Origin of the sequence: Nocardia sp. NRRL WC-3656 (genome assembly GCF_000720265.1) — a bacterium.
Classification (GTDB): domain Bacteria; phylum Actinomycetota; class Actinomycetes; order Mycobacteriales; family Mycobacteriaceae; genus Nocardia; species Nocardia nova.
In genome coordinates this window covers 124,575-147,013 of record NZ_JOJF01000015.1, presented here as the reverse complement: position 1 = coordinate 147,013, position 22,439 = coordinate 124,575, and the positions used below count along the sequence as shown (strand labels likewise).

The window sequence follows — 22,439 nt, the reverse complement described above, 5'->3', positions numbered from 1 at the left end:
CGGCAACGACCATGAAGCCAAACCCACCGCTCCCAGGTGATTCGGAACCCGATGGCTGCGGGCTCTATCACCACGAAAGAAAGGTAAGGAAGACCATGCCAGCCACGACGCCGCCCCGGCCGAAACAACTCGATTCCCCGCTGCTGCCCAAGATCTTCAAGATCGTGGGCCGTGCGCAGGTGTGGACCTATCGGCGCACCGGCGGCCGCATCGGCGGTAAGTGGCGCATCGGGGCCGGCTTCCGCAAACCGGTGCCGACCCTGCTGCTCGAACATCGCGGCCGGAAGTCGGGCGTGGTATACACGACGCCGCTGCTCTACATCACCGACGGTCCGAACACGGTCATCGTCGCCTCACAGGGCGGCCTTCCCAAACATCCGCAGTGGTATCTCAATCTCCGCGCCGAGCCCGACACTCACATCCAGATCGGGCGGGACCGCCGTCCGGTTCACGCCGTCACCGCCGACCCGCAGGAACGGGCCCGCCTGTGGCCGTTGCTCGTCGACGCCTATGCCGACTTCGACACCTATCAAGCGTGGACCGAACGCGAAATCCCCGTGGTCGTCCTGCGTCCCCGCCCGGACGGCCGCTGACGAGAAGTGCGACGGACGAACAGAAACGCCCGCTACCACTGGGGTAGCGGGCGTTTCGCGGCGGAGGATAGGGGATTTGAACCCCTGAGGGCGTTAACCCAACCCGCGTTCCAGGCGAGCGCCATAGGCCACTAGGCGAATCCTCCGCAGAGCAATATACCGGGTGGACCCCCCGGAACAGCAAACCGGGCTATTTGTGCAGGCCGGCGAGGGCCTTCTTCAATTGCTCCTTGCAGGTGGTGCCGACGTCGGCGCTGTCGATGCTGCCCTCGGCCTGGATCCGCAGTTCCACCTTCACCGAGACGTTGGAGTCCAGGGCCGCGCAGGTGTAGTCGAGGGTCACGAAGCTCGAGTAGTTCTGCTGGTAGGCGGCGTAGTAGGCCTGGCTGCCGATGCCCGCGATATCACCGGAGGTACGGCCGCTGCCGGTGGTCTTGGTGTCGTAGTTCTTCCAGCTGTTGAACTGCGGATCGCTGTACTTGCTCTGGAAGTCGGCCTCGAGGTCGATATCGGAACCGTCGGTGCCGTACTTGCCGGCGCCGTCGTACCGGGCGCGGCAGGTCAGGTTGCCACCACCGAAGCTGGAGTCGGGTGCGCGTTCGGTGTGCTCGGGCGCGTCCTTGGGCGTGGGCGCCCACTTGCGCAGCACTGTGGCATCGATCAGCAAGCAGGCGTCGCTGACATTGGCCATCGAATAGTTGCCGTCGACACCCTTCTTGTCGCCGAGCGGTCCCTTACTTCCGCCCCCGCCACCGCCGGTGAGCGCGATCACGCCGATCACGATGCCGATCACCACGACCAGGCCGACCACGCCGCCGACGATCCACGGGGTGTTGTTCTTCTTGGGCGGCCGTGGATAGGCCGGCTGTTGCGCATAAGGCGGCGGGAACTGCTGCTGTGGATAACTCGGCACGGACGGTGGTGGCTGCTGTGCGTAGGGCTGCTGCGGGGCGCCACCGTGATAGGCGTCGAAACCCGCCCCCATAACGGTCGGATCCGTGCCGGTCACCGGCCCGGGACGCCCACCCATGACGGTCGGATCGGTACCGGTGAGCGGCTGCTCCGGAGCCGCCGGCGTCGACCACCAGTGCACGGTTTCGTTGGGCGGATTGCCTTGTCCCGGATACTCGGGCCCACCGTGCGGTGGATTACTGCCTGTCACGTCTTTCCTCCGGTCCTGGCGCGGAAGCCCCCTCGAAAAATGTCGCAGGTGATCGTATCGACTCCGCCCGGATTCCACTCGAGTGGACAGTTGTGACTACACTGGCCGACGGATCCCGCGCGGCGCGCATCCTGTGAACTCCCCCAGGGCCGGAAGGCAGCAAGGGTCAACGGGCTCTGCCGGGTGCGCGGGGTCCCCTTTCTTTCCCGGGGGAAATATTCTTATCTGCCACGGGGCGCATCCGGCGAGTAACGTGGTCGGCTGGGTCGGCGCCAGAAGCGCACGATCCGTCAACCTGTTACCTCGCTGCTTGAAAGGCTGCTCAGGATGCCCCGGCAAACGCAGATCGGTTTGATGAGCCATGCGGAACTCGTATCGGAACACGAGACGCAGACCGCGAACTACGCGAAGCTCCAGACCGAGAAGCTCACGCTGGATCTGACGAGGGGTAAGCCCTCGCCGGAGCAACTCGACCTCTCCACCGGCCTGCTCGCCCTGCCGGGCGCCGACGACTACCGTGACGGCACCGGCACCGACTGCCGCAACTACGGTGGCCTGCACGGACTGCCGGAGCTGCGCGCGATCTTCGGTGAACTGCTGGGCATTCCGGTCGAGAACCTGCTCGCCGGCAACAACGCCAGCCTGGAGCTGATGCACGACGTGATCGTGTTCGCGATGCTGCACGGTACGGCCGACTCGCAGCGCCGCTGGGCCGACGAGCCGATCAAATTCCTGTGCCCGAGCCCGGGATACGATCGCCACTTCGGGATCACCGAATCGCTGGGCGTGCAGATGATTCCGATCGCCATCAACCACGACGGCCCGGACGTGCACGCCATCGCGGAGCTGGTCGCCGCCGACCCGCTGATCAAGGGTCTGTGGGCGGTCCCCAACTACTCCAACCCGACCGGCGTGAACTTCTCCGAAGAGGTTGTGCGCGAACTCGTTTCGATGCCCACCGCGGCGCCGGACTTCCGCCTGTTCTGGGACAACGCCTACGCGGTGCACCCGTTGACCGATACCGCCGCCCCGGTGTTCGACGTGCTCGGAATGGCCGCTGCCGCCGGAAACCCCAACCGGCCCTTCGTGTTCGCCTCCACCTCGAAGATCACCTTCGCCGGTTCCGGAGTCAGCTTCTTCGGCTCGTCCACCGAGAACCTGACCTGGTACCTGAAGTACGCCGCCAAGAAGAGCATCGGCCCGGACAAGGTGAACCAGCTGCGTCACCTGCGCTTCTTCGGTGATGCCGAGGGTGTGCGCCGGCATATGCAGGCGCACCGTGCGGTGCTGGAGCCGAAATTCAAACTGGTGCTGCGCATTCTGGAGGATCGCCTGGGCGCGTCGAAGGTCGCCTCCTGGACCGAGCCCAAGGGCGGCTACTTCATCAGCCTGGATGTGGTCGAGGGCACGGCCGCGCGCGTGGTGGCGCTGGCCAAGGAGGCCGGCATCGCCCTGACACCCGCCGGTTCGGCCTTCCCCTACGGAAAAGACCCGGAGGACAAGAACATTCGCATCGCCCCCAGTTTCCCGTCGCTCGCCGACCTGGAGAAGGCGATGGACGGTCTGGCGACCTGCGTCCTGCTCGCGGCGACCGAGAAGCTGCTGGAGAAGTAGGGTCGGCGCGACCCGCCACGGAGTCGAAAGACCGGTTCGCGAGCCCCTGTTCGGGGACCGCGAACCGGTCTTCGCTTCGCGTTGTCCGGTCGGAACCGGTTACTTCGGCTTGTGCGCCAGTACCGCGAACATCGTCACCGAGAGGTGGATGTCACCCGTGCGCGCGCCGGCTTCCAGTTCCGCCAGCAACTCCCGCCGCTGCGCCTCGGTGATCGCCCCGCGCGCCTCCGCCATCTCGGCGATGCGGGCCACCAGCGCACCCGCGCCGGCGCTCGCGTCCTGGACCAGCGCATGCGAGCCGATATCGTCGACGACCAGTCCGGCCCCGGCGAGCAGGCCCGGCAGCCGCCGTCCCGAGAACGGGTTGGTGGTGTTGGTGATCAGGGTTTCGATCACCTCATGCACGACCCGCCGGTCGCCGGGGTGCACGATGGCGGTGCCCCAGTCGCTGTCCATGACGACGACGCGGCCGCCCGGCTTCAGTACCCGGGCGATCTCGCGCGCGGCGCGCGCCGGGGCGGTCAAATGCTGAAAGACCCGCTCGCACAGCGCGACATCGAAGGTGTCACCGCCGAACGGCAGTCCGTAGGCATCGCCGGGTACGAATCGGGCCGGCGAATTGTGCTGGGCGGCACGGCGTTCCGCCCCGGCCAGCAGATTCGGATCGGGTTCGACGCCGACCGCGTCACCGGTCGGGCCGACCGCGTCGGCGAAGACCAGCACCTCCGAGCCGGTGCCGGATCCGATGTCGACCGCACTTTCGCCCGGAGCGACGGCCAGGGCGTCGTGCGCCCAGCGGCGTAGTCCGCGAATTCCGGGAAGTGCAGCCTGCAGATCGTTGACGTCGATGAGTTGGTCGCGGCCCGCGCGATCGAAACGGTCCGGCCTCAGCCCCGAGGGCGAGGAATTGTCTGCCGAGGAGCTGTGTGTGGGCGCCATATCTTCCACCGTGGGTGTTGCCAAAGTGTCGGGCATGAAGTTTCACCCTACGCGCGCAGAAAAGCTACGGGTGGGTAGGCATGTGAGTCCGGTCACGTCCGTCGGTAGGCGGATATCCGGCCGTCTGCCATGATCGATACATGGTGAGCCGCAAAGTGTGCCTCGCGCAGGAACCGGAGGCGGACAAGCTGTTGTCGGAGGACGACTTCGCCCTCTTGACCGGGATGCTGCTGGATCAGCAGTTTCCCCTCGAACACGCTTTCCGCGGTCCGAAGAAGATCGCCGACCGCATGAACGGTTTCGATATCCACCGGATCGCCGAGGCCGATCCGGAGGAATTCGAGGAATTGGGCGCGACCCCGCCCGCCATTCACCGCTACGGCCGGTCGATGGCCCGGCGCACCCAGGAACTGGCCCGATACGTCGTCGAACATTACGACGGCACCACCTCCGAGATCTGGACCCGCGACGATCCCGACGGCAAGGAAGTGCTGCGCCGGCTGAAGGAGCTGCCCGGCTACGGGGACCAGAAGGCACGAATTTTCCTGGCGTTGCTCGGCAAACAACTCGGTGTGCGCCCGGCCGGGTGGGAGAAGGCGGCCGGCGCCTACTCGGAGCCGAATTCGCGCCGCTCCGCCGCTGATATCGTCGACAACGAGTCACTGCTCGAGGTGCGGGCCTTCAAGAAGCAGATGAAGGCCGCCGCGAAGGAAGCCAAGGCGAAATAGCCCGGGCCTGCGGCGATCCGGCTACTGCGCGGTGTAGCCGCCGTCGACCAGGTGATAGCTCCCGGTGATGAACGTGGCCGCATCGCTGGCCAGGAATGCGACCAGCCCCGCGACCTCCTCGGGTGTACCGAGCCTGCCCAGAGCGTGTTTCTGGGCCAGGAAGGCCTGTGTTTCCTCGTCGAGGTTGGCGCCGAGCAGCGGAGTGTGGATGAAGCCGGGCCCGACGGCGGTGACCCGCACGCCCTGGGCCGCGTATTCCAGGGCCGCGTTCTGGGTGAGGCCGAGCAGGCCGTGTTTGGCCGTGACGTACGCCGAGGAATTCGCGAATCCCACGCTGCCGAGGATCGACGCCATATTCACGATGGCGCCGCCGCCGGCGGCCGCGACCGCCGGAAGCTGTTCGTGCAGTGCGTAGAACACGCCGTCGAGGTTCACCGACAAGACCTTGCGCCAGCCCTCCAGCGAATAGTCGCCGATCAGCGCGCTCTCCCCGCTGATACCGGCATTGTTGACCGCGATCCGCAGCGGTCCGAGTTCGGCGGCCGCCGCGACGCTGCGCTGGACGGTCTCCGGATCGGAGGCGTCGCCGGCGAAGGCGGCCGCCTGTCCGCCCGCCCCGCGAATTTCCTCGACCACCGTATGCGCGTTGTCCTCGTCGAGATCGAACACCAGGACCGCGGCGCCGCTGCGCGCGAGTTCGTGCGCGACCGCACGTCCGATCCCGGAACCGCCGCCACTGACTATTGCCGCACGATTGCTTACGTCATAAACGGCCATGATCGACACCCTCTCCGAGACATCGGTTAGCTCATGTACGGGGTCCTGATCGCTCGACGCCGAGTGTAGCTATGAGTTAGCGACTATGGGGTGGGTGGTGCCGAATCGGTGCTGTCTTGCACCGCGGCAGTGCGTACGCCGGACTGCGCGGCCGGTCAGCTGCTGCTCGCCGCCGCGGTGGCGAACGGCGTTGTGGTGACGCGGTTTTCGCGGTGGGCGGGGGGCTGCCACAGTCCGCGACGCTGCAGGATCGGCAGGACTCCCTCACCGAACCAGTACGCCTCCTCCACATGCGGATAACCGGAGAGAATGAACTGCGTGATGCCGAGGCGGGAGTATTCGATGAGCCGCTCGGCCACCTCTTCGTGCGAGCCGACCAGCGCCGTTCCCGCGCCGCCGCGCACCAGTCCGACACCCGCCCACAGGTTGGGCGCGATCTCGAGCCGATCGGTGTTGCCGCCGTGCAGTTCCAGCATGCGCCGCTGGCCCTCGGATTCGCTCTGCGCCAGATTCGCCTGCACCCGTTGAATATCCGCCGGATCGACCGCCGACAGCAACCGGTCCGCCTCGGCCCAGGCCTGTTCGGAGGTGTCGCGGGAGATGACGTGGATGCGCAGGCCGTAGTCGAGAATCCGCCCCTGATCGACCGCGAGGCGACGGATCCACTCCAGTTTCTTGCTCACCGCGAACAGCGGTTCGCCCCAGGTGAGATAGGTGTCGGCATAGCGGGCGGCCACCGGTCCGGCGGCGGCCGAGGAGCCACCGAAGAACACCGGCGGAATCGGATCGGGCCGATTGTTCAGTTGCGCGTTGCGCACCTGCAGGTGCTTGCCCTCGAACGTCACCGGAGCCTCGGACGCCCACAACTCCCGCACGATGTGCAGGAATTCGCCGGTGCGCTCGTACCGCTGTTCCTTGTCCAGGAAGTCGCCGTAGGCCTGCTGTTCGTGCGGTTCGCCGCCGGTCACGACGTTGAGGAGCAGACGTCCCCGCGAATGCCGCTGGAATGTTCCGGCCATTTGCGCGGCGAGCGTGGGACTCACCACCCCGGGGCGGAACGCGACCAGGAATTTGAGGGTTTCGGTGGTTTCCACCAGCATGGCCGTCGTCAGCCAGGCGTCCTCACACCATGCCCCCGTCGGCGTCAGCACCGCCTCGAAGCCGTTCTCCTCCGCAGCACCCGCGATCTGATTCAGATAGCGCAGCGACGCCGGACGGTCGCCCGACATCGAGGTGCCGTGACCGCCCGCGACCAGATTGCGGGAATCGCCATAGGTGGGAAGAAACCAGTGGAACGAAAGGCTCATTTCGGACATGATGGCCGACGACCGGAAGTGAGTCACCGGTTGTAATCGGGCTGGTTCTTAATCTGGCCCATCCGCATCGAACGCCCGCAAACTCCACCGATGCCGTGTGTCTGTGCCGGACACGGCAACCTGTGCTGCCGCGTGCCGGCAGTCGGAAAGTCGAGGAATCAAGCAGTGAAGATGAGGAAATTCGCCGTGCTCACGGCGCTGGTCGCGACGACGTTGGGTGCGCTGGCGGGGACGGTTCAGGCCGCTCCGGCCGCCGACGACGGTGTGGTGAACTACCAGGCGAGGTCCACCGAGAACGCGGCAGTCATTTCGACCGACGCCGGGTCGATGGATGTCGAGGACGGCGTATTCAAGATCAAGGCCGCCGATGGGACCACCGTGGCCGGAACGCAATTGACGTTCCGGGTCGACGATTTCGAGTTCCCGATCGCCGCCGATATCTCCGGTCGTACCGCGACGCTGACTCCGCAGTTCGATCTGCAGCATGCGGTCTACAAGCCGGTCGCGCTCCCGTTCGAGGACAGCGCGCCGTGGAAGACCCCGTATGAGCGCGAGGTCGCCGCCTTCACTCGTCTCAAGGACACCATCGCTACCGGCGCTGCCATCGGCACCGCGGCCGGTGGTATCGGCGGTGCGGTCATCGGCTGCATCGCGGGCGCTGCCCTCGGTGTCGTCGCCACCGGCGCGCTGGCCACCCTGTTCGGCCTCGGCCCGCTCGGCGGCTGTGTCGCCGGTGCCGCCGCCGTCGGCTTCCTGGGCGTGCTCGCCGGCCAGATCTTCGTGACCGCCCCGGTCGCCATCGCCGCCGTGATCCAGTACTTCTCCACCATCAACGAGCCGTTCAAGGCTCCGGCCAAATGAAGCGGTTACCGGCCCCACCCCTGAGCCGGTAATTATTTCAGCGGCCGAATTGAAGAACCCCCGCACTTTCGAGTGCGGGGGTTCTTTTTTAATTTGTGAGATTCGATTTATTTTTCCCTGGGGGGCTATTCGAATCGACCTGGTGATTAACCTCGTCGCTTTTTCGCATTCACCACAAACTGGATAAAGCCGATCCGGCCGAATGCAATGAGTGATGAGGAAAAGCAGTGAAGATGAGGAACTTTGCCGTGGTAGCGGCCACGGTGGCCGCCGCCGTCGGCGTGACGGCCGGCACCGTGAATGCCGCTCCCGACACACCCGACGAGGGTGTCGTCAATTATCAGGCATCGACGAACGAGAAGTCGACGATCATATCCACCGATGCCGGCTCGCTGGGCGTGGAAAATGGTGTCTTCAAGATCAAGGCCGCCAGTGGGACTACTCTGGCCGGAACCGAATTGAAGTTCCGGGTCGACGATTTCGAATTCCCGATCGCGGCCGATATCGCAGGTCGCACCGCCACCCTGACGCCGCAGTTCGATCTGCAGCACGCGGTCTACAAGCCGGTCGCGCTCCCGTTCGAGGACCAGGCGCCGTGGAAGACGCCCTATGACCGGGAAGTAGCGGCGTGGACCCGCCTGACCAGCACCATCACCGCGGGGGCCACGATCGGCACGCTGGTCGGTGGCATCACCGGCGGAGCCGTGGGCTGCTTGCTCGGCGGTATCGCGGGTGCGACCGTCGCCGCGGCCGCCATCGTCGGACTGTTCGGCGCCTTCCTGCCCGCGGCCGTGATCGGCTGCTTCGGCGGCGTCATCGCGGTCGGTGCGCTGGGCACGCTGGCGGGCCAGTTGCTGGTCACCGCACCGGTGGCGATTCTGGCGGTCGCCCAGTACTTCACCACCGTCAATGCGCCGTTCAACCCTGCTCCGGCTCCGGCCAGGTAGGGGAGAGCGGTATCCCGCCGGGTACCCCGGGTCGATCGGCACCGACCCGGGGTACCCGGTTCTTGCTAAACGCCTTGTAGTACAGGGTGATTCGGCGCAATCAGCGTGGAACAGGGGTGCCGTCCAAGGTGGCGATCGCGATCGTGGCGGCACGGGCGATCGCCGCATTGTCGTATTCGGCGTCCGGCCGGTCGCGGGTGGACAGGATCGTCAGCACGATCGGCGCACGTCCCGGCGGCCACGCCACGGCGATATCGTTGCGCGTTCCGTAGTTGCCCGCGCCGGTCTTGTCGCCGACCTGCCAGCCCGCCGGCACCCCGGCCCGGATCAGCGCACCGCCGGTGGTGTTGGCCCGCAGCAGTCCGGTGAGCACATCGCGATCATCGGCGGCGACCGCCGGGTCGAGCGCGTAGTGCCGCAGATCGGCGGCCAGCGCGCGCGGCGTACTGGTGTCGCGCTCGTCGCCGGGCAGGGCCTCGTTCAGCGTGGTTTCGGTGCGGTCCATCCGCGTGGTGGTATCGCCGATGGCGCGCAGCCGCTGCTGCAACCCCTGCGGGCCGCCGAGTTCGGCGAACATCAGATTGCCGGCGGTGTTGTCGCTGAACCGCACCGCGGCGTCCATGATCTCGCGCAGAGTCAGACCCTGGTCGACATGTTGTTCGGTGACCGGGGAATTGGGCAACAGATCGGCCCGGGTGTAGGTGATGCGACGGTCGAGTTCGGCGGGTGGGAGGGTGCTCAGCAGCGCTCCCGCGGCCAGCGCCTTGAACGTCGAGCAATACGGAAACCGCTCGTCCGAGCGGTATTCCACGACCCGTCCGGTGCCGGTGTCGAGCGCGTAGACGCCGAGCCGGCCGTGCAGGCGAGCCTCCAGATCGTGGAATTCGGCCAGTGATTCGGCGGCGAGCGGAACCGTCGATGTGGGCGCCGCGGTCGATACGGGCGCGCTCGATACGGGCGCGGCGCTTCGATCGGCACCGCAGGCGCTCAGTGGGATGAGCGTGGCAGCGGCCGCGACCAGCACGGCCGAGCGGGTGAAGCGAGGGGGCATCATATGCGTTCCTTGTGGATGGATGGCTGTGAGCGCTCGCAGCAAGAGTGGCAGCCCTCGCGCATGCTGTCCAAGACACCTGTGGCGGTATCCATGCTGTTTCGGCATAGACTGCGCGATCGTGGACATGGTCGCCGCCTGCAAGGCGTTCGTCGCGGTGAGCGGGCTCGGTAGCTTCACCGCGGGTGCGGCCGCCGCGCAGATCCCGCAGTCGGTCGCGAGTCGCCGGATCGCGGCGCTGGAACGGCACTTCGGCGCGCGATTGCTCGAACGAACCTCGCGCACGGCCACCTTGACCTCGTTCGGCCGCGATATGTTGCCGTCGGCGCGGCGGTTGGTCGAGGCCGCCGAGGCTCTGGCCGAACATGCCGAGCGGGCCCGGCAACGCCCGTTCCGGTTGGCGCTGCCCGCCACCTGCGGGCCGGTGCCGCTGGCCGCGCTGATCGCCGAATGCCGCGCCGCGCAACTTCGGCTCGAACCGGAGCCGGCCGATCCGGCGCGGCGCGCGGAACTCACCCGCACGCACGAGGTGCGTGCCGCGATACTGGCTGTCCCCGCCGATCGCGGCGTCTGGCGCGTACCGTTGGGCCTGGCCGACACCACCGGCCCGCACAGCGCGCCGATCTTTCTGGAAACCCTTCGCGTACTGCGCCTTTCGGGACAGCAACGTCGGCGCGGCGTATGGATACAGCCGGAGGACGATGTGCCGCACATCCGCGATCGGATCACCCGGCTGCGCGATTCGCTCGGCTTGCGCCCGGCCCAGGTGGAGGTCGCGCCGTCGCTGGTCACCGCGGTCGCCGAGGTGCTCGACGGCACCGATCTGCTGTTGTGCTCGCCCGCCCAGGCCGCCGAACTGGGCCTGCACTGGCGGCCGATCGGGGAGGTGGAGCTCGCCCGGGGCTACGACATCGCGGCCGGATCGCGCGAGGACGCGGAACGCGTGCGCGCCCTGGGCGCCGAACCGATCGGCCGCTGTCTCGGCGTGCCGGACAACGACGTCGCCCGCGACGAGCGGAGCTGAACATGGGCGTTTCGACCGCACTGCGCCGCGCGCGCACGGAACTGCACGACGCCGGACTGGACGGCTCGATCCTGGTGCGCGATCTCGACACCGGCGACGAGCTGGGACTCGACGCCGAACTGGAATTGCCGATCGCTTCGCTGGTGAAGGTGCCGCTCGTACTGGCGACGATGGAACGGGTGATGCGCGGCGAGATCGATCCGGCGGCTCCGATCCGGGTGCTGCCCGGCCGCAGCACGGTGGCCGGCCCGACCGGGTTGAGCAGATTTCGCCATCCGGCCACGGTCGCGGTCGAGGATCTGATGTATCTGAGCATCGCGATCAGCGACGGCGGGGCCACCGACGCCCTGTTCGAGCTGACTCCGCCCGCCGCGGTGACCGCCGAACTGCGCCGCCTGGGCCACGAGGGCATCGCGGTGCGGCATCTGGCCGACGATCTGGTGCGGACCCCGGCCGAGCAGTTCGCCCCGGCCGACGGTCACCTCGCTCATGCCCTGGCCATCGAGGCCGCCACGGCCGGCCGCGGGCATCCGGTCACGCAACTCGACATCAGCCATGCCAACACCGGCACCGCGCGAGCGTTCGTCGATCTGCTCGCCGAAGTGTGGCGGCCGGTGCGGGCCCACCGCGACGCCGCCGCGAGAGTGCGAGAGTTCCTGTCGGGCAACCTGTTACGTCAACGCCTCGCCCCCGATTTCAGCTCCGACGCCACCCGCTGGTCGTCGAAGACCGGCACGCTGCTGAATCTGCGGCACGAGGCGGGCGTAGCCGAACACGCCGACGGGCAAACCCTGGCCGTAGCCGTGCTGACCCGATCGCGGGTACCCGCCGTGGTGCAGCCCGGCGCGGAGGCCGCGATGGCCACCGCCGCGCGGATCCTCCACGACGAACTGCGGATGCGCCCCTCCTGAGCATGTGACGGATAGTTATGTTCCCGCTGCGTGTAACGGGTGAGCGAATCGCGCTGCCGGGTCATCGTCGGGTATGGCCTCCACAGCACCGCAGCAGATCTCCGATCGCGACCTCGACGACATCTTCGGCCCCGTATTCGACCGCATCGCCGCCGGGGCGGTGGCGCGCGAGATCGATCGCCGCCTGGCCTACGAGGAGGTCGACTGGCTACGGCAAGCCGGATTCGGGGCGCTCCGGGTGCCGGCCGAATACGGCGGCTTCGGCGTCAGCGTGCGACAGCTGTTCCGGCTGCTGATCGACCTCGCCGCCGCGGAATCCAATCTGCCGCAGGCACTTCGGGTGCACTTCTCGTTCGTCGAGGATCAGCTGCTGGCCGAGCCCGGTCCCGCGCGCGAGCACTGGCTGCGCGCGGCCGGCTCCGGTGTGCTGGTCGGTAACGCCATCACCGAACCGGGCGTCGGCGCGGTAGACCGCTACCGCACTCGGCTGACTCGTGGCACCGACAACGACTGGCTGCTGAACGGCACCAAGTACTACAGCACCGGTTCGCTGTACGCCGACCATATTCTGGTCGCGGCAGACCGTGACGGGGAACGGGTGTCGGTGCTGGTCGACGCGAATGCCGACGGTGTGCGCCAGAGCGACGACTGGGACGGCTTCGGGCAACGGCTGACCGCCAGCGGCACAACGGAATTCAACGATGTGCGGATCGCCGAAGAGCGCGTGCTCGGCCCGGGTTACGGCGCGCCCGGCCGTACCTACGCCACCTCGTATCTGCAGTTGGTGCAGTTGGCGGTGCTGGCCGGTATCGCCCAGCGGGCGGAATCCGACGTTCGGGCCTGGGTCGCCGACCGCACCCGCAGCTACACCCATTCGGTCGCCGATCTACCCCGCCACGACCCGCTGGTACAGCAGGTGATCGGGAAGCTGTCGGCCGCGGCGTTCGGAGCGCGGGCCAGTGTGCTGGCCGTGGCCGACCTGCTGGACGGCGTGCTGGCCGCCGGAGCACAGGACGAGGCCGCGCTGGATGCGGTCGAATTGGCCTCGGCCCAGGCGCAACTCGGTGTGATCGACACCGTCCTGACCGCCACCACCCAGCTGTTCGAGGTCGGTGGCGCCTCGATCACCTCCGAAGATCTGCGGCTGGACCGGCATTGGCGCAACGCCCGCACCATCTCGGTGCACAATCCCGCGGTTCAGAAGGCGCGAGCCATCGGCGACCACCTGCTCAACGGATCCGAACTCCCGTACGCGTGGAGCGCGGGCAGCCGCGAGGGTCAGGTGCGGCGATGACCCGGCGCATCCGTTTCAACGCCTTCGATATGAACTGTGTGGCGCACCAGTCCCCGGGGCTGTGGCGCCACCCCGAGGACCAGTCGCATCGCTACAAGGAGCTGAGCTACTGGACCGAATTGGCGAAACTGCTGGAACGCGGCCGTTTCGACGGCATCTTCATCGCCGACGTGCTGGGTATCTACGACGTGTACGGAGGCAACGACATCGCCGCGTTGCGGCAGGGCGCGCAGGTACCGGTCGCCGATCCGCTGCTGCTGGTCTCGGCGATGGCGGCGGTGACCGAACATCTGGGGTTCGGCATCACGACCGGCACCGGGTTCGAGCATCCCTTCCCGTTCGCCAGGCGGCTGTCGACCCTGGACCATCTGACCAACGGCCGGTTGGGCTGGAACGTGGTCACCGGATATCTACCGTCGGCCGCCGCCAATATGGGTGAGTCCGAACACCTCGACCACGACGAACGCTACAACCACGCCGACGAATACCTCGAGGTGCTGTACAAGCTCTGGGAAGGTTCCTGGGAGGACGACGCGGTCGTGCGCGACCGGGCGCAGGGCATCTACGTCGATCCGGCGAAGGTGCATCACATCGGGCACGCCGGAAAGCACTTCACGGTGCCGGGTATTCACCTGTCGGAGCCCTCGCCGCAGCGGACCCCGGTGATCTACCAGGCAGGCGCCTCACCCCGCGGCGTAGCCTTCGCCGCCGAGAACGCCGAGGCGATCTTCGTCGCCGCGCCGTCGAAACGAGTGCTGGCACAGACGGTTACCCGTATCCGCGATGCTCTGGAGGCGGCCGGTCGCGACCGCTACGCCGCCCGGGTCTACGCGCTCGCCACCATCATCACCGACGCCACCGACGAAGCGGCGCAACGCAAATACGACGAATACCGCTCGTACGCGAGCGTCGAGGGCGGCCTGGTGTTCATGTCCGGCTGGATGGGTATCGACCTGTCCCGGTACGACCTCGACGACCCGATCGGCGAGGTGAACAGCAATGCGATCCTGTCCGCCGTGGCCGCGTTCCAGGAATTCGACGACGACGGCCGGGAATGGACCGTGCGAGATATCGCGGCCGGGGCCGGCGTCGGCGGAATGGGGCCCGTATTCGTCGGATCGGGTACGTCGGTGGCGGACCGGCTCCAGGAATGGGTCGACGAGACCGATATCGACGGCTATAACCTGGCCTACGCGATTACCCCGGGCACATTCGAAGATATTGTGCGGCACGTGATTCCGGTGCTCACCGAGCGCGGCGCCTATCCGCGGGAGTATTGTCCCGGGCACCCTGCGCAACGCGCTGTTCGGCACGGGCGACCGGTTGCCGGCCGACCATCGCGGCGCCCGCTATCGGCTCGGCGGGCCGGGTTCGACGGCGCTGCCGGACGAACAGGTGCGACCGCGGGCGGGCATCACGGCGACGTGACCGATCGGCGGTGCGGGTACATCGATTCCCGGTGATTGCAACTGTCAACGAAAGCCGCTGGCAAGCGCAGTATTTCGGCTATGACGAATCAGAATTCGAAACGCACCGCCGCCATCGTCGGCGCCGGCATCGCCGGTGTCACCGCCGCTCTCGGACTGCAGCAAGCCGGGTTCGACGTCACGATCCACAGCGATCGCGACCAACGCGGTCTGCGTGACGACATCCCCGCCACCGGAACCGCGCTCATCTTCGGTGAGGCCCAGGCCGCCGAAACCGCCCTCGGACTCGACACCTACGTGAATCGGGCCCCGCAGCACACCGGACTCAGCGTGCGCATCGCGGGTCCCGGGCCGGAGCGGCCCGAATTGATCGGATTCGACGGCGATTTCGACGGGTTCGTCGGTATCGCGGTCGACACCCGGCTCGAGGTCGACGAGCGACTGACAGCGTTCGTCGAGGCCGGTGGTCGCTTCGTGGTCGAGAAGGTGACCCCCGAGAGCCTGGACGCCATCGCCGCCGCGAACGATCTGGTACTGGTCGCGACCGGTAAGGCGGGTTTGGCGGAGCTGTTCTCGATCGACACCGAACGGACCGTCTACGACGCGCCGCAGCGCAGCCTGCTCACCGTCACCGTGACCGGATTGGGGTACGACCCCGAGGTTTTCGCGCACCGCAGCACGTCCGGCGGCCAGCACAGCGGATTCTCCATCTTCGCCGAGCAGGGCGAGGCGTGGTGGGGTCCGTATCTGCACAAGGACGCCGGGCCGAGCTGGGCCTTCCTCGGCTGGGCGCGGCCGGGCAGTGAATGGGAGAGCCGGTTCGCCGCCGCGGATTCCGCCGAGTCGGCGCACCGCATCGTGACCGAGCTCTACCGCGACTACATCGACTGGGATCTGCCGGAGGTGCTGGCCACCAAGGTGATCGCCGAGGACCCGCACTCCTGGCTGAAGGGCGCGGTGCGGCCGGTGGTTCGGCACGGTGTCGGCCGCACGGCCGGTGGGCACGTCGTGGCGGCGCTCGGGGACACCGCGGTCGCCTACGACCCGATCGCCGGCCAGGGCGCGCAGAGCGGACTCATTCAGGCGCAGCGGCTCGTCGCGGCCGCCTCCGCGCACGAGGGCCCCTTCGACGCCGAATGGATCGAGGAGCAGTACACCGCGTTCCTGCTGGCCCGCTCCGATGCCGCCGCCAAGGTGACCCGCCTGTTCCTCGGCGATCCGGAGCTGGCCGAGATCGGCAACCGGTTCTTCGCCGCCGCGGCCGTCGACCAGCGCGTCGCCTCGGTGCTGGTGAGCACGCTGCACAAGCCACAACCCCTGCTGCAGATCAACTCGCTCGCCGACGCCGACGCGCTGCTCGAGCAGATCACCGGTGAGGGCGCCGACGAGCTGGTCGCGCGATTCCAGCCGGCGGCCCGGTTCGAACGCTCGCGGTACGGCTCGGCGGTCGCTCCGGCGTAACGGCGGGCCGTTGATCGAAGCACAGCGGCTGATCCGATCCTGAGGATTCAAACCCTCGTCCGGGCGGTTCGGCGGTGTTGAAGTGGAAGTGCGCCGGGTGCACGGTTGCCGCACTCGGCGCACTGACCACGGTTGTACCGACCACGGTTCGCGCACCGAACATCCCGGCCGTCGGCGCGACCGGGTGCGGATGTCCCCATCACAGGAGTGTCGATGACCACCGAGAAGATCGCCGAGCAGACCCGGTTCGCCTACTGGGTGCCCAACGTCAGCGGCGGGCTGGTGACCAGCACGATCGATCAGCGCACCGGCTGGGATTTCGAATACAACAAGAAGCTGGCGCGCACGGCCGAGAACAACGGCTTCGACTACGCCCTCTCGCAGGTGCGCTACACCGCCTCCTACGGGGCGGAATACCAGCACGAGTCGACGTCGTTCAGCCTCGCGCTGCTGGGCGCCACCGAGCGGCTGAAGGTGATCGCGGCCGTGCACCCGGGGCTGTGGCATCCGGCGGTACTGGCGAAATTCGGGGTCACCGCCGACCATCTGTCCGGCGGACGCTTCGCGATCAATGTCGTATCCGGTTGGTTCGGCGGGGAGTTCACCGCGCTCGGGGAGCCGTGGCTCGAGCACGACGAGCGGTACCGGCGCAGCGCAGAATTCCTCGAGGTCATCCGCAAGCTGTGGACCGAGGACGAGGTGAACTACGCCGGCGACTTCTACCGGATCCGCGACCTGACACTGAAGCCCAAGCCGCTCAACACGGCGGAGCGGCCGAATCCCGAACTCTTCCAAGGCGGTAACTCGACCGCCGCGCGCCGCAACGGCGGCCGCTACGCCGACTGGTACTTCTCCAACGGCAAGGATTTCGACGGCGTCACCGAACAGATCGAGGATGTCCGGGCGGTCGCGCGCGAGCACAACCGTGAGGTCAAGTTCGGCCTGAACGGGTTCATCATCGCGCGTGACACCGAGGCCGAGGCCCGCGACACCCTGCGCGAGATCATCGAGAAGGCCAACCGGCCCGCCGTGGAGGGTTTCCGCGACGCGGTGCAGCAGGCCGGCGCTTCCACGCGCGACGGCAAGGGCATGTGGGCCGATTCCACCTACGAAGATCTGGTGCAGTACAACGACGGGTTCCGCACCCAGCTGATCGGCACTCCCGAGCAGATCGCCGAGCGGATCGTCGCCTACCGCGACCTCGGGGTCGACCTCATCCTCGCGGGCTTCCTGCATTTCCAGGAGGAGATCGAGTACTTCGGCGCCAAGGTGCTGCCGCTGGTCCGGGAGCTGGAGGCCCAGCGCGAACCCGAATTGGCGGCGAGTCGATGACTGCCGTCGCCGCCGCGCGGATCACCTCCGTCGCCCAGGCTCACGAGACGGCGGCACGTATGGCCGCGCAGTTCGCGGTCGGTGCGGCCCGGCGCGACAGTGCCCGCGAGTTGCCGCATCGGGAACTGGACCAGCTCTCGGCCAGTGGGCTGCTGGCCGTCACCGTGCCGGCCGAATTCGGTGGCGCGGATCTGGCGCCCGCCCAGGTGGCGGAGGTGTTCCGGCTGCTGGCGGCGGCGGACCCGAATATCGCGCAGATTCCGCACAGCCATTTCGTCTATCTGAATCTGTTGCGACTGGCGGGAACTCGGGCTCAGCGGGAACGGTATTTCGGACGGGTGCTCGCCGGCGCGCGGATAGCGAACGCGCAATCCGAGCGCAGCAGCGCGACCATCGCCGAAATCGGCACCACACTGCGTCCCGCCGACGGCGGGTTGAGAATCGACGGAACCAAATTCTATTGTACGGGTTCGCTTTTCGCGGATCTGCTGGCCGTCCTGACCCGTCTGGACGATCCCGACGGGCGCAGCGGCCTGGACCCCGGCGAATACATCGCCTTCCTGCCCGCCGATACCGCGGGTGTGACGATCGTCGACGACTGGAACGGCATCGGCCAGCGCACGACGGGTAGCGGGACCGTGACACTCGAGGCGGTGCGGGTCACGGGTGACCAGCTGATTTCGCGGGCGGCGGCGGTGCGTGCCCCCACCGGTTACGGAGCCTTCGCGCAGTTGCTGCACGTCGCGATCGACGTGGGCATCGCCCGCGGCGCGCTGGACGCGGCCGCGGAGTTCGTGCGCACCGAGAGCCGCCCGTGGTTCGAGGCCGGGGTCGATCGGGCGAGTGAGGATCCGCTGGTGATCCAGCGCGTCGGCGAGTTGGCGGTCACCGTGGCCGCCGCCGAGGCGACTTTCGAGGTGGCCGGGCGAGCCGTGGATCATGTGGTCGCACAGACGAACAGCGGCAAACTCGCCACCGAGACGGCCACTGCGCTCGCGGCGGAGGCGTCGATCGCGGTCGCCACCGCCAAGATCACCTCCGACCGCGCCGCGAACGAGGTGTCGGCCGCACTGTTCGAGGTGAGCGGAACCCGCAGTGCCGCAGCCGATCTGGGTTTGGACCGGTTCTGGCGCAACGCCCGCACGCATACGCTGCACGATCCGGTGCGGTGGAAGTACCAGCACATCGGGCGCGCGGTGCTCAACGGCACCGCACCCCCGTTGCACGGCGTCATCTGAACAGACGTCCGCGAGTGAGTCGAGAAGTGGGTAACCATGTCTGATCTGAGCGAAATACCCTCCGACAGTGCGGGTTTGCGTCGTGCCTTCGCGCATTTCCCGAGCGGTGTGGTCGCGATCTGCGCGGAATTCGACGGCGTTCCGGCCGGTTTGGTGGTGAGCACCTTCGTGCCCGTATCCCTGGATCCGCCGCTGGTGTCCTTCTGCGTGCAGAACAGCTCGACCACCTGGCCCACACTGGTCGGCGCCCAGCGATTGGGTCTGAGCCTGCTCAGCGCCCACCAGGACGAGGTGGCGCAGCGAATGAGCAGCCGCAACGGTGACCGGTTCGGCGATGTCGAAGTGCATCGGGGAGAGGGTGGTTCCCTCTTCGTCGGCGGCGCGGCGGCCTGGCTGGAGGGCACGGTGCACACTCAGGTGTCGGCCGGCGACCATCAGGTCGTCCTGGTGCAGATCACCCGCCTGGCTACGCGCTCACAGCACGAACCGCTGGTCTTTCACGGCAGCCGATTCCGCCGCCTGCATCCCGGCGCAGATCCGGCCTCAGCCGAGGTCGCGTAACCCGTCCGGTCCCGGCCGCGAGGGCCGGAAACAGAGCCGCCGCCGCGGTCCGGGATCGGGAGCGGTGTGATCGAGTACCGCGGAGGCGAGCCCGCGCGCCCGCATGCCGGCGCGGTCCATGTCCTGGCTCAGCGCGTCCAGATGAATCAGTGTGTGCCGCAGTAGAATCGGGCCGATATCGGCCGGTTCGACGCAGGCGTCGTGATAGGCCCGCACTGCCCGCGGATCCTCGGTGAGCGCGGCGATGCCGCCCAGCCGCACCCGTTGCGTCAATCCGGTCCAGACCCGCTCGTCCTCCGCGTTGCGCAGATCCCGCCAGCCCCCGCGGTAATCCAGGTCGCGGATGATCGCATCGGCCGGTTTGCCGGTCCTGGTCTCACCGACGACCGCCCAGAGCGCCAGCAGCCAACTCAGGGCCCAGAGAACGGTGTCCGGCTCGCGGCGGTACAGCGTGTGCAGATCCGACCACGCCTCGTACTGGGTGAGCAGATTGGCCCAGTCGAAGACCAGCGTCTCGACCTCGCGCAGCAGTGGAGCGGGCAGGTCCTCGTCCGAGGGCCGCACGATCTCGACCGCGCGGCCGGAAACCGGATCGCGCAGTTCGACCATGTCGGTCTCGGCTGTCGCGACCCATCTATACGGTTCCCCGGCCATCCTTCGGATTGAGCCACGAATTCGCCGGGGGTGCAAGCAGAACGCCCGTGATGTCCGAAACCGGTGTCGCGGGGCGGCGCGGTCCGCCCCGCGACACCGGCCCGGATCAGGGCTGTCCGCTCACGACCGCGTTGACGGCGTCCAGGAACGGCTGGCCGCCCATCGCGTATCCGCCCGCGATGGCGCCGACCACCATGCCGATCGGCCCGGTGATGATGCTGAAGAAGCCCATCCCGAGGACGGCGCCGATCAGGCCGCCGAGCACGCCACCGGCCACCAGGCCGACGACGTTCTGATTGATTTCGTTGGTCAGCCGCGCCATCGAATTGATCGGCTGCATCTCGCCGATCTCGGTGGCGGTGGCCTTGGGCTCGAGCACGACCTTGTGCCCGTCGTCGCTGATGTGTTGCGCGACATGGACCGTGCTGCCGGCCATCCGGTACGTCAGCGGCACCGTGACGAGGTCGGCGCCGTTGTCGGACTTCAGGGCCACAGCGGTCGCGTCCTTGTCGACCTCGAATCGCCCGTGCTCGACGACGGCGGTCAGGACCCGCGAAAAGTCGCTGAGCACAGCGTGATAGGTGACTCCGCGGTCGGTTCCGGAGGTGGTGATCTCTTTGGCGGCGGCCGGTGGTGCGGCCGGGGGACTGGCGTTCACGGTTCCCGCGGTGATCCCGACCGTGGCCACCGCCAGGATCGAGGTTGCGGCGAACGTGCCGAACTTCATTCAGGATTCCTTCTCACGAGACTTCCGGCCGAACGGTCCGGACGAAAGCTGACAATAACGCGTCGAACGCTAATTGCCAGACTTGGTAATTCCGGAACCCGAACGGCGGCATTGTTGTGCGATCGTGATCAAGTAATTTAGTGAAAAAGAAACCTTTTTATTTTCGATGCGTCGGGCCCCGCCGCCGCCTCGACGCGAACGCCCGGATGGTGTATGCATTTGCGAGGTCTGCAAATTCGCAAGTGTTCTTCGATCATCGTTCGGGGTGGTTCGAAGCGTTACCGCTCTGGAGGACGAGTACGTGTCGCGCCGACGTGTTCAAGCCGGTGTCACCCTGACGGGCTTCGTGATTGCCGCCGCGCTGTCGGCGGCATGTCTGATCGCCGCCGCGCTGTCGTTCACCGCCGGGCATCATTCGGACGAAACACATGCCGCGGCAGCGGTATCACCCACCACCACGGTCGCGCCCGTGGCCGCCGAGACGCCCGCCCAGCCGACCGCCACCGGTGTCACCTCCTCGGCGTCGGACGAGCCGCTGGTGCTGAACAAGGGTGCCGATCAGAAGCATCCGGGCGAGACGGTGGCCGTCGGCGATTGCGTGGCCGCGGTGGTCGCCACGCCCGACGCCGGCGCTCCGGTGCAGAAAACCGCCTGCGCCGGTACGGATTCGCGCTACAAGGTCACCGCGAAGGCTGTCGCGGGCGCGCACTGCCCGGCCGATGCCGACCGCTCGGTGGCCGAGACGCTGCCCGGCGGTGCCACCGACACCCTCTGCCTCGACTTCAACTGGGTCACCGGCGCTTGCATGAATATCGCCGACGGCAGTCCCACTCCCGTCGACTGTGCCACCGCCGCCCCGGGCCGGGTGCGCGTGGTGGAAATCAAGAACGGCACCACCGACGTCAACAGCTGCTCCGACGGTGATCGCGGATTCGTCTACAACGAAAGGCGTTTCGTGGTCTGCGTGACGCACTACTGAGTGTCGCGCGCCGGGGCCGGCAGCAGTTTGCTGAACTCGCGGTTGGCAATTCGCGCCACCAGCTCGTACGGCCACGCGAACTTGCGGGCGAACCAGTAGCCGACGCGGATATCGGGCGAGGTGTGCACCAGGAAGCGGTTGTGCCGGACGCCGGCGATGATCCGGTCGGCGACCTTCTCCGGCGTCACCGCATGCCCCTCGAACAGTTTCACCATCCGCCGCACCCGCGGATCGTCGCGATCCACGCCGACGATCTGCACGGTGCCCACCAGCGGCGTGCGCACCGCCCCGGGCACCACCAGGCTCACGCCGATGTCGTGGCGCTCCAAGTCGAATCGCAGCACCTCCGACACTCCGCGCAGCCCGAACTTCGCGGCGCTGTAGGCCGCATGCCACGGCAGCGCGAGCAGCCCCGCGGCCGAGGACACGTTGACCAGATGTCCGCCGCGCCCCGCCGCCACCATCGGCGGCACGAAGTTCTCGATGATGTGGATCGGGCCCATCAGATTCACATCGACCATCGACTTCCAGTGCCGGTGCTCGAGATTCTCGACCGTGCCCCAGGTGGCGATGCCGGCGATATTCATGACCACGTCGAGGCTGCCGTACTCGTCGTGCACCCGCTTCGCCCACGGCTGACCGATCTTCAGGCACTCCTCGACGCGGCGCGACATACGCAGACCGTCTCCGGTTTCGGCGACTTCGACATGGGCCACGCCCTCGAAGGCGGCTACCTGAAACAGGCCACCGGCGAACCGAATTCGATCGACCAGGTCATCAAGGACCACATGGAAACCGTCAAGAACATGCGCGAGGTGATGGCGCAGTCCATCAAGCACCTCA

General features: G+C 67.5%; 21 protein-coding genes, 1 tRNA gene, 1 other RNA gene and 1 pseudogene. 15 read left to right on the top strand and 9 right to left on the bottom strand.

The features are described 5' to 3' along the window. Nucleotides 1-95: 95 nt before the first annotated feature. Nucleotides 96-593, top strand: a complete 498-nt coding sequence (locus IG65_RS0120480; protein ID WP_030516555.1) for a nitroreductase family deazaflavin-dependent oxidoreductase — start codon at nt 96-98, stop codon at nt 591-593. Between the two features lie 61 nt (nt 594-654). On the opposite strand, the gene IG65_RS0120475 is transcribed toward IG65_RS0120480, so the two are convergent. Together IG65_RS0120475 and IG65_RS0120470 are read right to left on the bottom strand one after the other, a co-directional pair. Next, nucleotides 655-739 (bottom strand) — tRNA-Ser (locus IG65_RS0120475). Between the two features lie 44 nt (nt 740-783). Further along, entirely contained in the window at nt 784-1,755 is a 972-nt protein-coding gene (locus tag IG65_RS0120470; protein WP_030516554.1) for a hypothetical protein, read from the bottom strand. 107 nt (nt 1,756-1,862) lie between these two features. Between IG65_RS0120470 and ffs the strand changes: the two genes are divergently transcribed. Together ffs and IG65_RS0120465 are read left to right on the top strand one after the other, a co-directional pair. Continuing rightward, nucleotides 1,863-1,957, top strand: an RNA gene (gene ffs, locus IG65_RS36495) — signal recognition particle sRNA small type. A gap of 125 nt (nt 1,958-2,082) precedes the next feature. Beyond that, nucleotides 2,083-3,369: an aminotransferase class I/II-fold pyridoxal phosphate-dependent enzyme gene (locus IG65_RS0120465; RefSeq protein ID WP_030516553.1), complete on the top strand. Its 1,287-nt coding sequence runs from the start codon at nt 2,083-2,085 to the stop codon at nt 3,367-3,369. A 99-nt stretch (nt 3,370-3,468) separates the two neighbouring features. Here IG65_RS0120465 and IG65_RS0120460 read toward each other — a convergent pair whose 3' ends face one another. Beyond that, the gene (locus IG65_RS0120460; RefSeq protein ID WP_030516552.1) at nt 3,469-4,308 is read right to left on the bottom strand and encodes a methyltransferase domain-containing protein; all 840 of its coding nucleotides are present in this window, start codon (nt 4,306-4,308) and stop codon (nt 3,469-3,471) included. A 140-nt stretch (nt 4,309-4,448) separates the two neighbouring features. Here IG65_RS0120460 and IG65_RS0120455 point away from each other — a divergent pair, with 140 nt between their 5' ends. Then, the gene (locus IG65_RS0120455) at nt 4,449-5,036 is read left to right on the top strand and encodes an HhH-GPD-type base excision DNA repair protein (protein ID WP_030516551.1); all 588 of its coding nucleotides are present in this window, start codon (nt 4,449-4,451) and stop codon (nt 5,034-5,036) included. 21 nt (nt 5,037-5,057) lie between these two features. Here IG65_RS0120455 and IG65_RS0120450 read toward each other — a convergent pair whose 3' ends face one another. Together IG65_RS0120450 and IG65_RS0120445 are read right to left on the bottom strand one after the other, a co-directional pair. Then, on the bottom strand, nt 5,058-5,813 hold the full coding sequence (locus tag IG65_RS0120450) for an SDR family NAD(P)-dependent oxidoreductase (RefSeq protein ID WP_030516550.1): 756 nt from the start codon (nt 5,811-5,813) through the stop codon (nt 5,058-5,060). 155 nt (nt 5,814-5,968) lie between these two features. Further along, a complete protein-coding gene (locus tag IG65_RS0120445; protein ID WP_030516549.1) occupies nt 5,969-7,120 on the bottom strand; it encodes an LLM class flavin-dependent oxidoreductase in 1,152 nt (383 codons plus the stop codon). Between the two features lie 174 nt (nt 7,121-7,294). Between IG65_RS0120445 and IG65_RS0120440 the strand changes: the two genes are divergently transcribed. Beyond that, on the top strand, nt 7,295-7,990 hold the full coding sequence (locus IG65_RS0120440) for a hypothetical protein (RefSeq protein ID WP_030516548.1): 696 nt from the start codon (nt 7,295-7,297) through the stop codon (nt 7,988-7,990). A 233-nt stretch (nt 7,991-8,223) separates the two neighbouring features. After that, nucleotides 8,224-8,937: a hypothetical protein gene (locus IG65_RS0120435; protein WP_369801570.1), complete on the top strand. Its 714-nt coding sequence runs from the start codon at nt 8,224-8,226 to the stop codon at nt 8,935-8,937. 100 nt (nt 8,938-9,037) lie between these two features. Here the strand turns inward: IG65_RS0120435 and bla are convergent, their stop codons facing one another. Next, nucleotides 9,038-9,988 carry a class A beta-lactamase gene (gene bla, locus IG65_RS0120430; protein ID WP_030516546.1) on the bottom strand — a complete coding sequence of 317 codons (951 nt, stop codon included), beginning with the start codon at nt 9,986-9,988 and terminating at the stop codon, nt 9,038-9,040. Between the two features lie 127 nt (nt 9,989-10,115). Between bla and IG65_RS0120425 the strand changes: the two genes are divergently transcribed. The 8 genes and pseudogenes from IG65_RS0120425 (at nt 10,116) to IG65_RS0120390 (ending at nt 19,236) form a co-directional block, all read left to right on the top strand. Continuing rightward, the gene (locus tag IG65_RS0120425) at nt 10,116-11,012 is read left to right on the top strand and encodes a LysR family transcriptional regulator (protein WP_231509311.1); all 897 of its coding nucleotides are present in this window, start codon (nt 10,116-10,118) and stop codon (nt 11,010-11,012) included. 2 nt (nt 11,013-11,014) lie between these two features. Continuing rightward, complete coding sequence (locus IG65_RS0120420; RefSeq protein ID WP_030516544.1) at nt 11,015-11,923, top strand: serine hydrolase; 909 nt, start codon at nt 11,015-11,017, stop codon at nt 11,921-11,923. Nucleotides 11,924-11,996: 73 nt separating this feature from the next. Continuing rightward, nucleotides 11,997-13,217, top strand: a complete 1,221-nt coding sequence (locus IG65_RS0120415) for an acyl-CoA dehydrogenase family protein (protein ID WP_030516543.1) — start codon at nt 11,997-11,999, stop codon at nt 13,215-13,217. Next, nucleotides 13,214-14,645: pseudogene (locus IG65_RS34920) on the top strand (LLM class flavin-dependent oxidoreductase). Before IG65_RS0120415 ends, IG65_RS34920 begins: the two are co-directional and overlap by 4 nt. An 80-nt stretch (nt 14,646-14,725) precedes the next feature. Beyond that, nucleotides 14,726-16,105 carry a styrene monooxygenase/indole monooxygenase family protein gene (locus tag IG65_RS0120405; protein WP_030516542.1) on the top strand — a complete coding sequence of 460 codons (1,380 nt, stop codon included), beginning with the start codon at nt 14,726-14,728 and terminating at the stop codon, nt 16,103-16,105. A gap of 213 nt (nt 16,106-16,318) precedes the next feature. Beyond that, complete coding sequence (sfnG, locus tag IG65_RS0120400; RefSeq protein ID WP_030516541.1) at nt 16,319-17,437, top strand: dimethylsulfone monooxygenase SfnG; 1,119 nt, start codon at nt 16,319-16,321, stop codon at nt 17,435-17,437. Next, nucleotides 17,434-18,675 (top strand): SfnB family sulfur acquisition oxidoreductase, encoded by a 1,242-nt coding sequence (locus tag IG65_RS0120395; RefSeq protein WP_030516540.1) that lies wholly within the window; start codon nt 17,434-17,436, stop codon nt 18,673-18,675. The genes sfnG and IG65_RS0120395 overlap by 4 nt, the downstream gene beginning before the upstream one ends. A 36-nt stretch (nt 18,676-18,711) precedes the next feature. Continuing rightward, on the top strand, nt 18,712-19,236 hold the full coding sequence (locus IG65_RS0120390) for a flavin reductase family protein (RefSeq protein WP_030516539.1): 525 nt from the start codon (nt 18,712-18,714) through the stop codon (nt 19,234-19,236). On the opposite strand, the gene IG65_RS36005 is transcribed toward IG65_RS0120390, so the two are convergent. Both IG65_RS36005 and IG65_RS0120380 read right to left on the bottom strand, forming a co-directional pair. After that, nucleotides 19,219-19,890, bottom strand: coding sequence for a hypothetical protein (locus IG65_RS36005; protein ID WP_051756529.1), 672 nt, complete (start codon nt 19,888-19,890; stop codon nt 19,219-19,221). The genes IG65_RS0120390 and IG65_RS36005 overlap by 18 nt on opposite strands. Nucleotides 19,891-19,996: 106 nt before the next feature. Beyond that, nucleotides 19,997-20,617 carry a hypothetical protein gene (locus IG65_RS0120380; protein WP_030516537.1) on the bottom strand — a complete coding sequence of 207 codons (621 nt, stop codon included), beginning with the start codon at nt 20,615-20,617 and terminating at the stop codon, nt 19,997-19,999. 301 nt (nt 20,618-20,918) lie between these two features. On the opposite strand from IG65_RS0120380, the gene IG65_RS36000 reads away from it, so the two are divergent. Then, the gene (locus IG65_RS36000; protein ID WP_051756528.1) at nt 20,919-21,596 is read left to right on the top strand and encodes a hypothetical protein; all 678 of its coding nucleotides are present in this window, start codon (nt 20,919-20,921) and stop codon (nt 21,594-21,596) included. On the opposite strand, the gene IG65_RS0120370 is transcribed toward IG65_RS36000, so the two are convergent. Continuing rightward, a complete protein-coding gene (locus IG65_RS0120370) occupies nt 21,590-22,435 on the bottom strand; it encodes an SDR family oxidoreductase (RefSeq protein ID WP_369801569.1) in 846 nt (281 codons plus the stop codon). The two genes, IG65_RS36000 and IG65_RS0120370, sit on opposite strands and share 7 nt — an antisense overlap. Nucleotides 22,436-22,439: the final 4 nt, after the last annotated feature.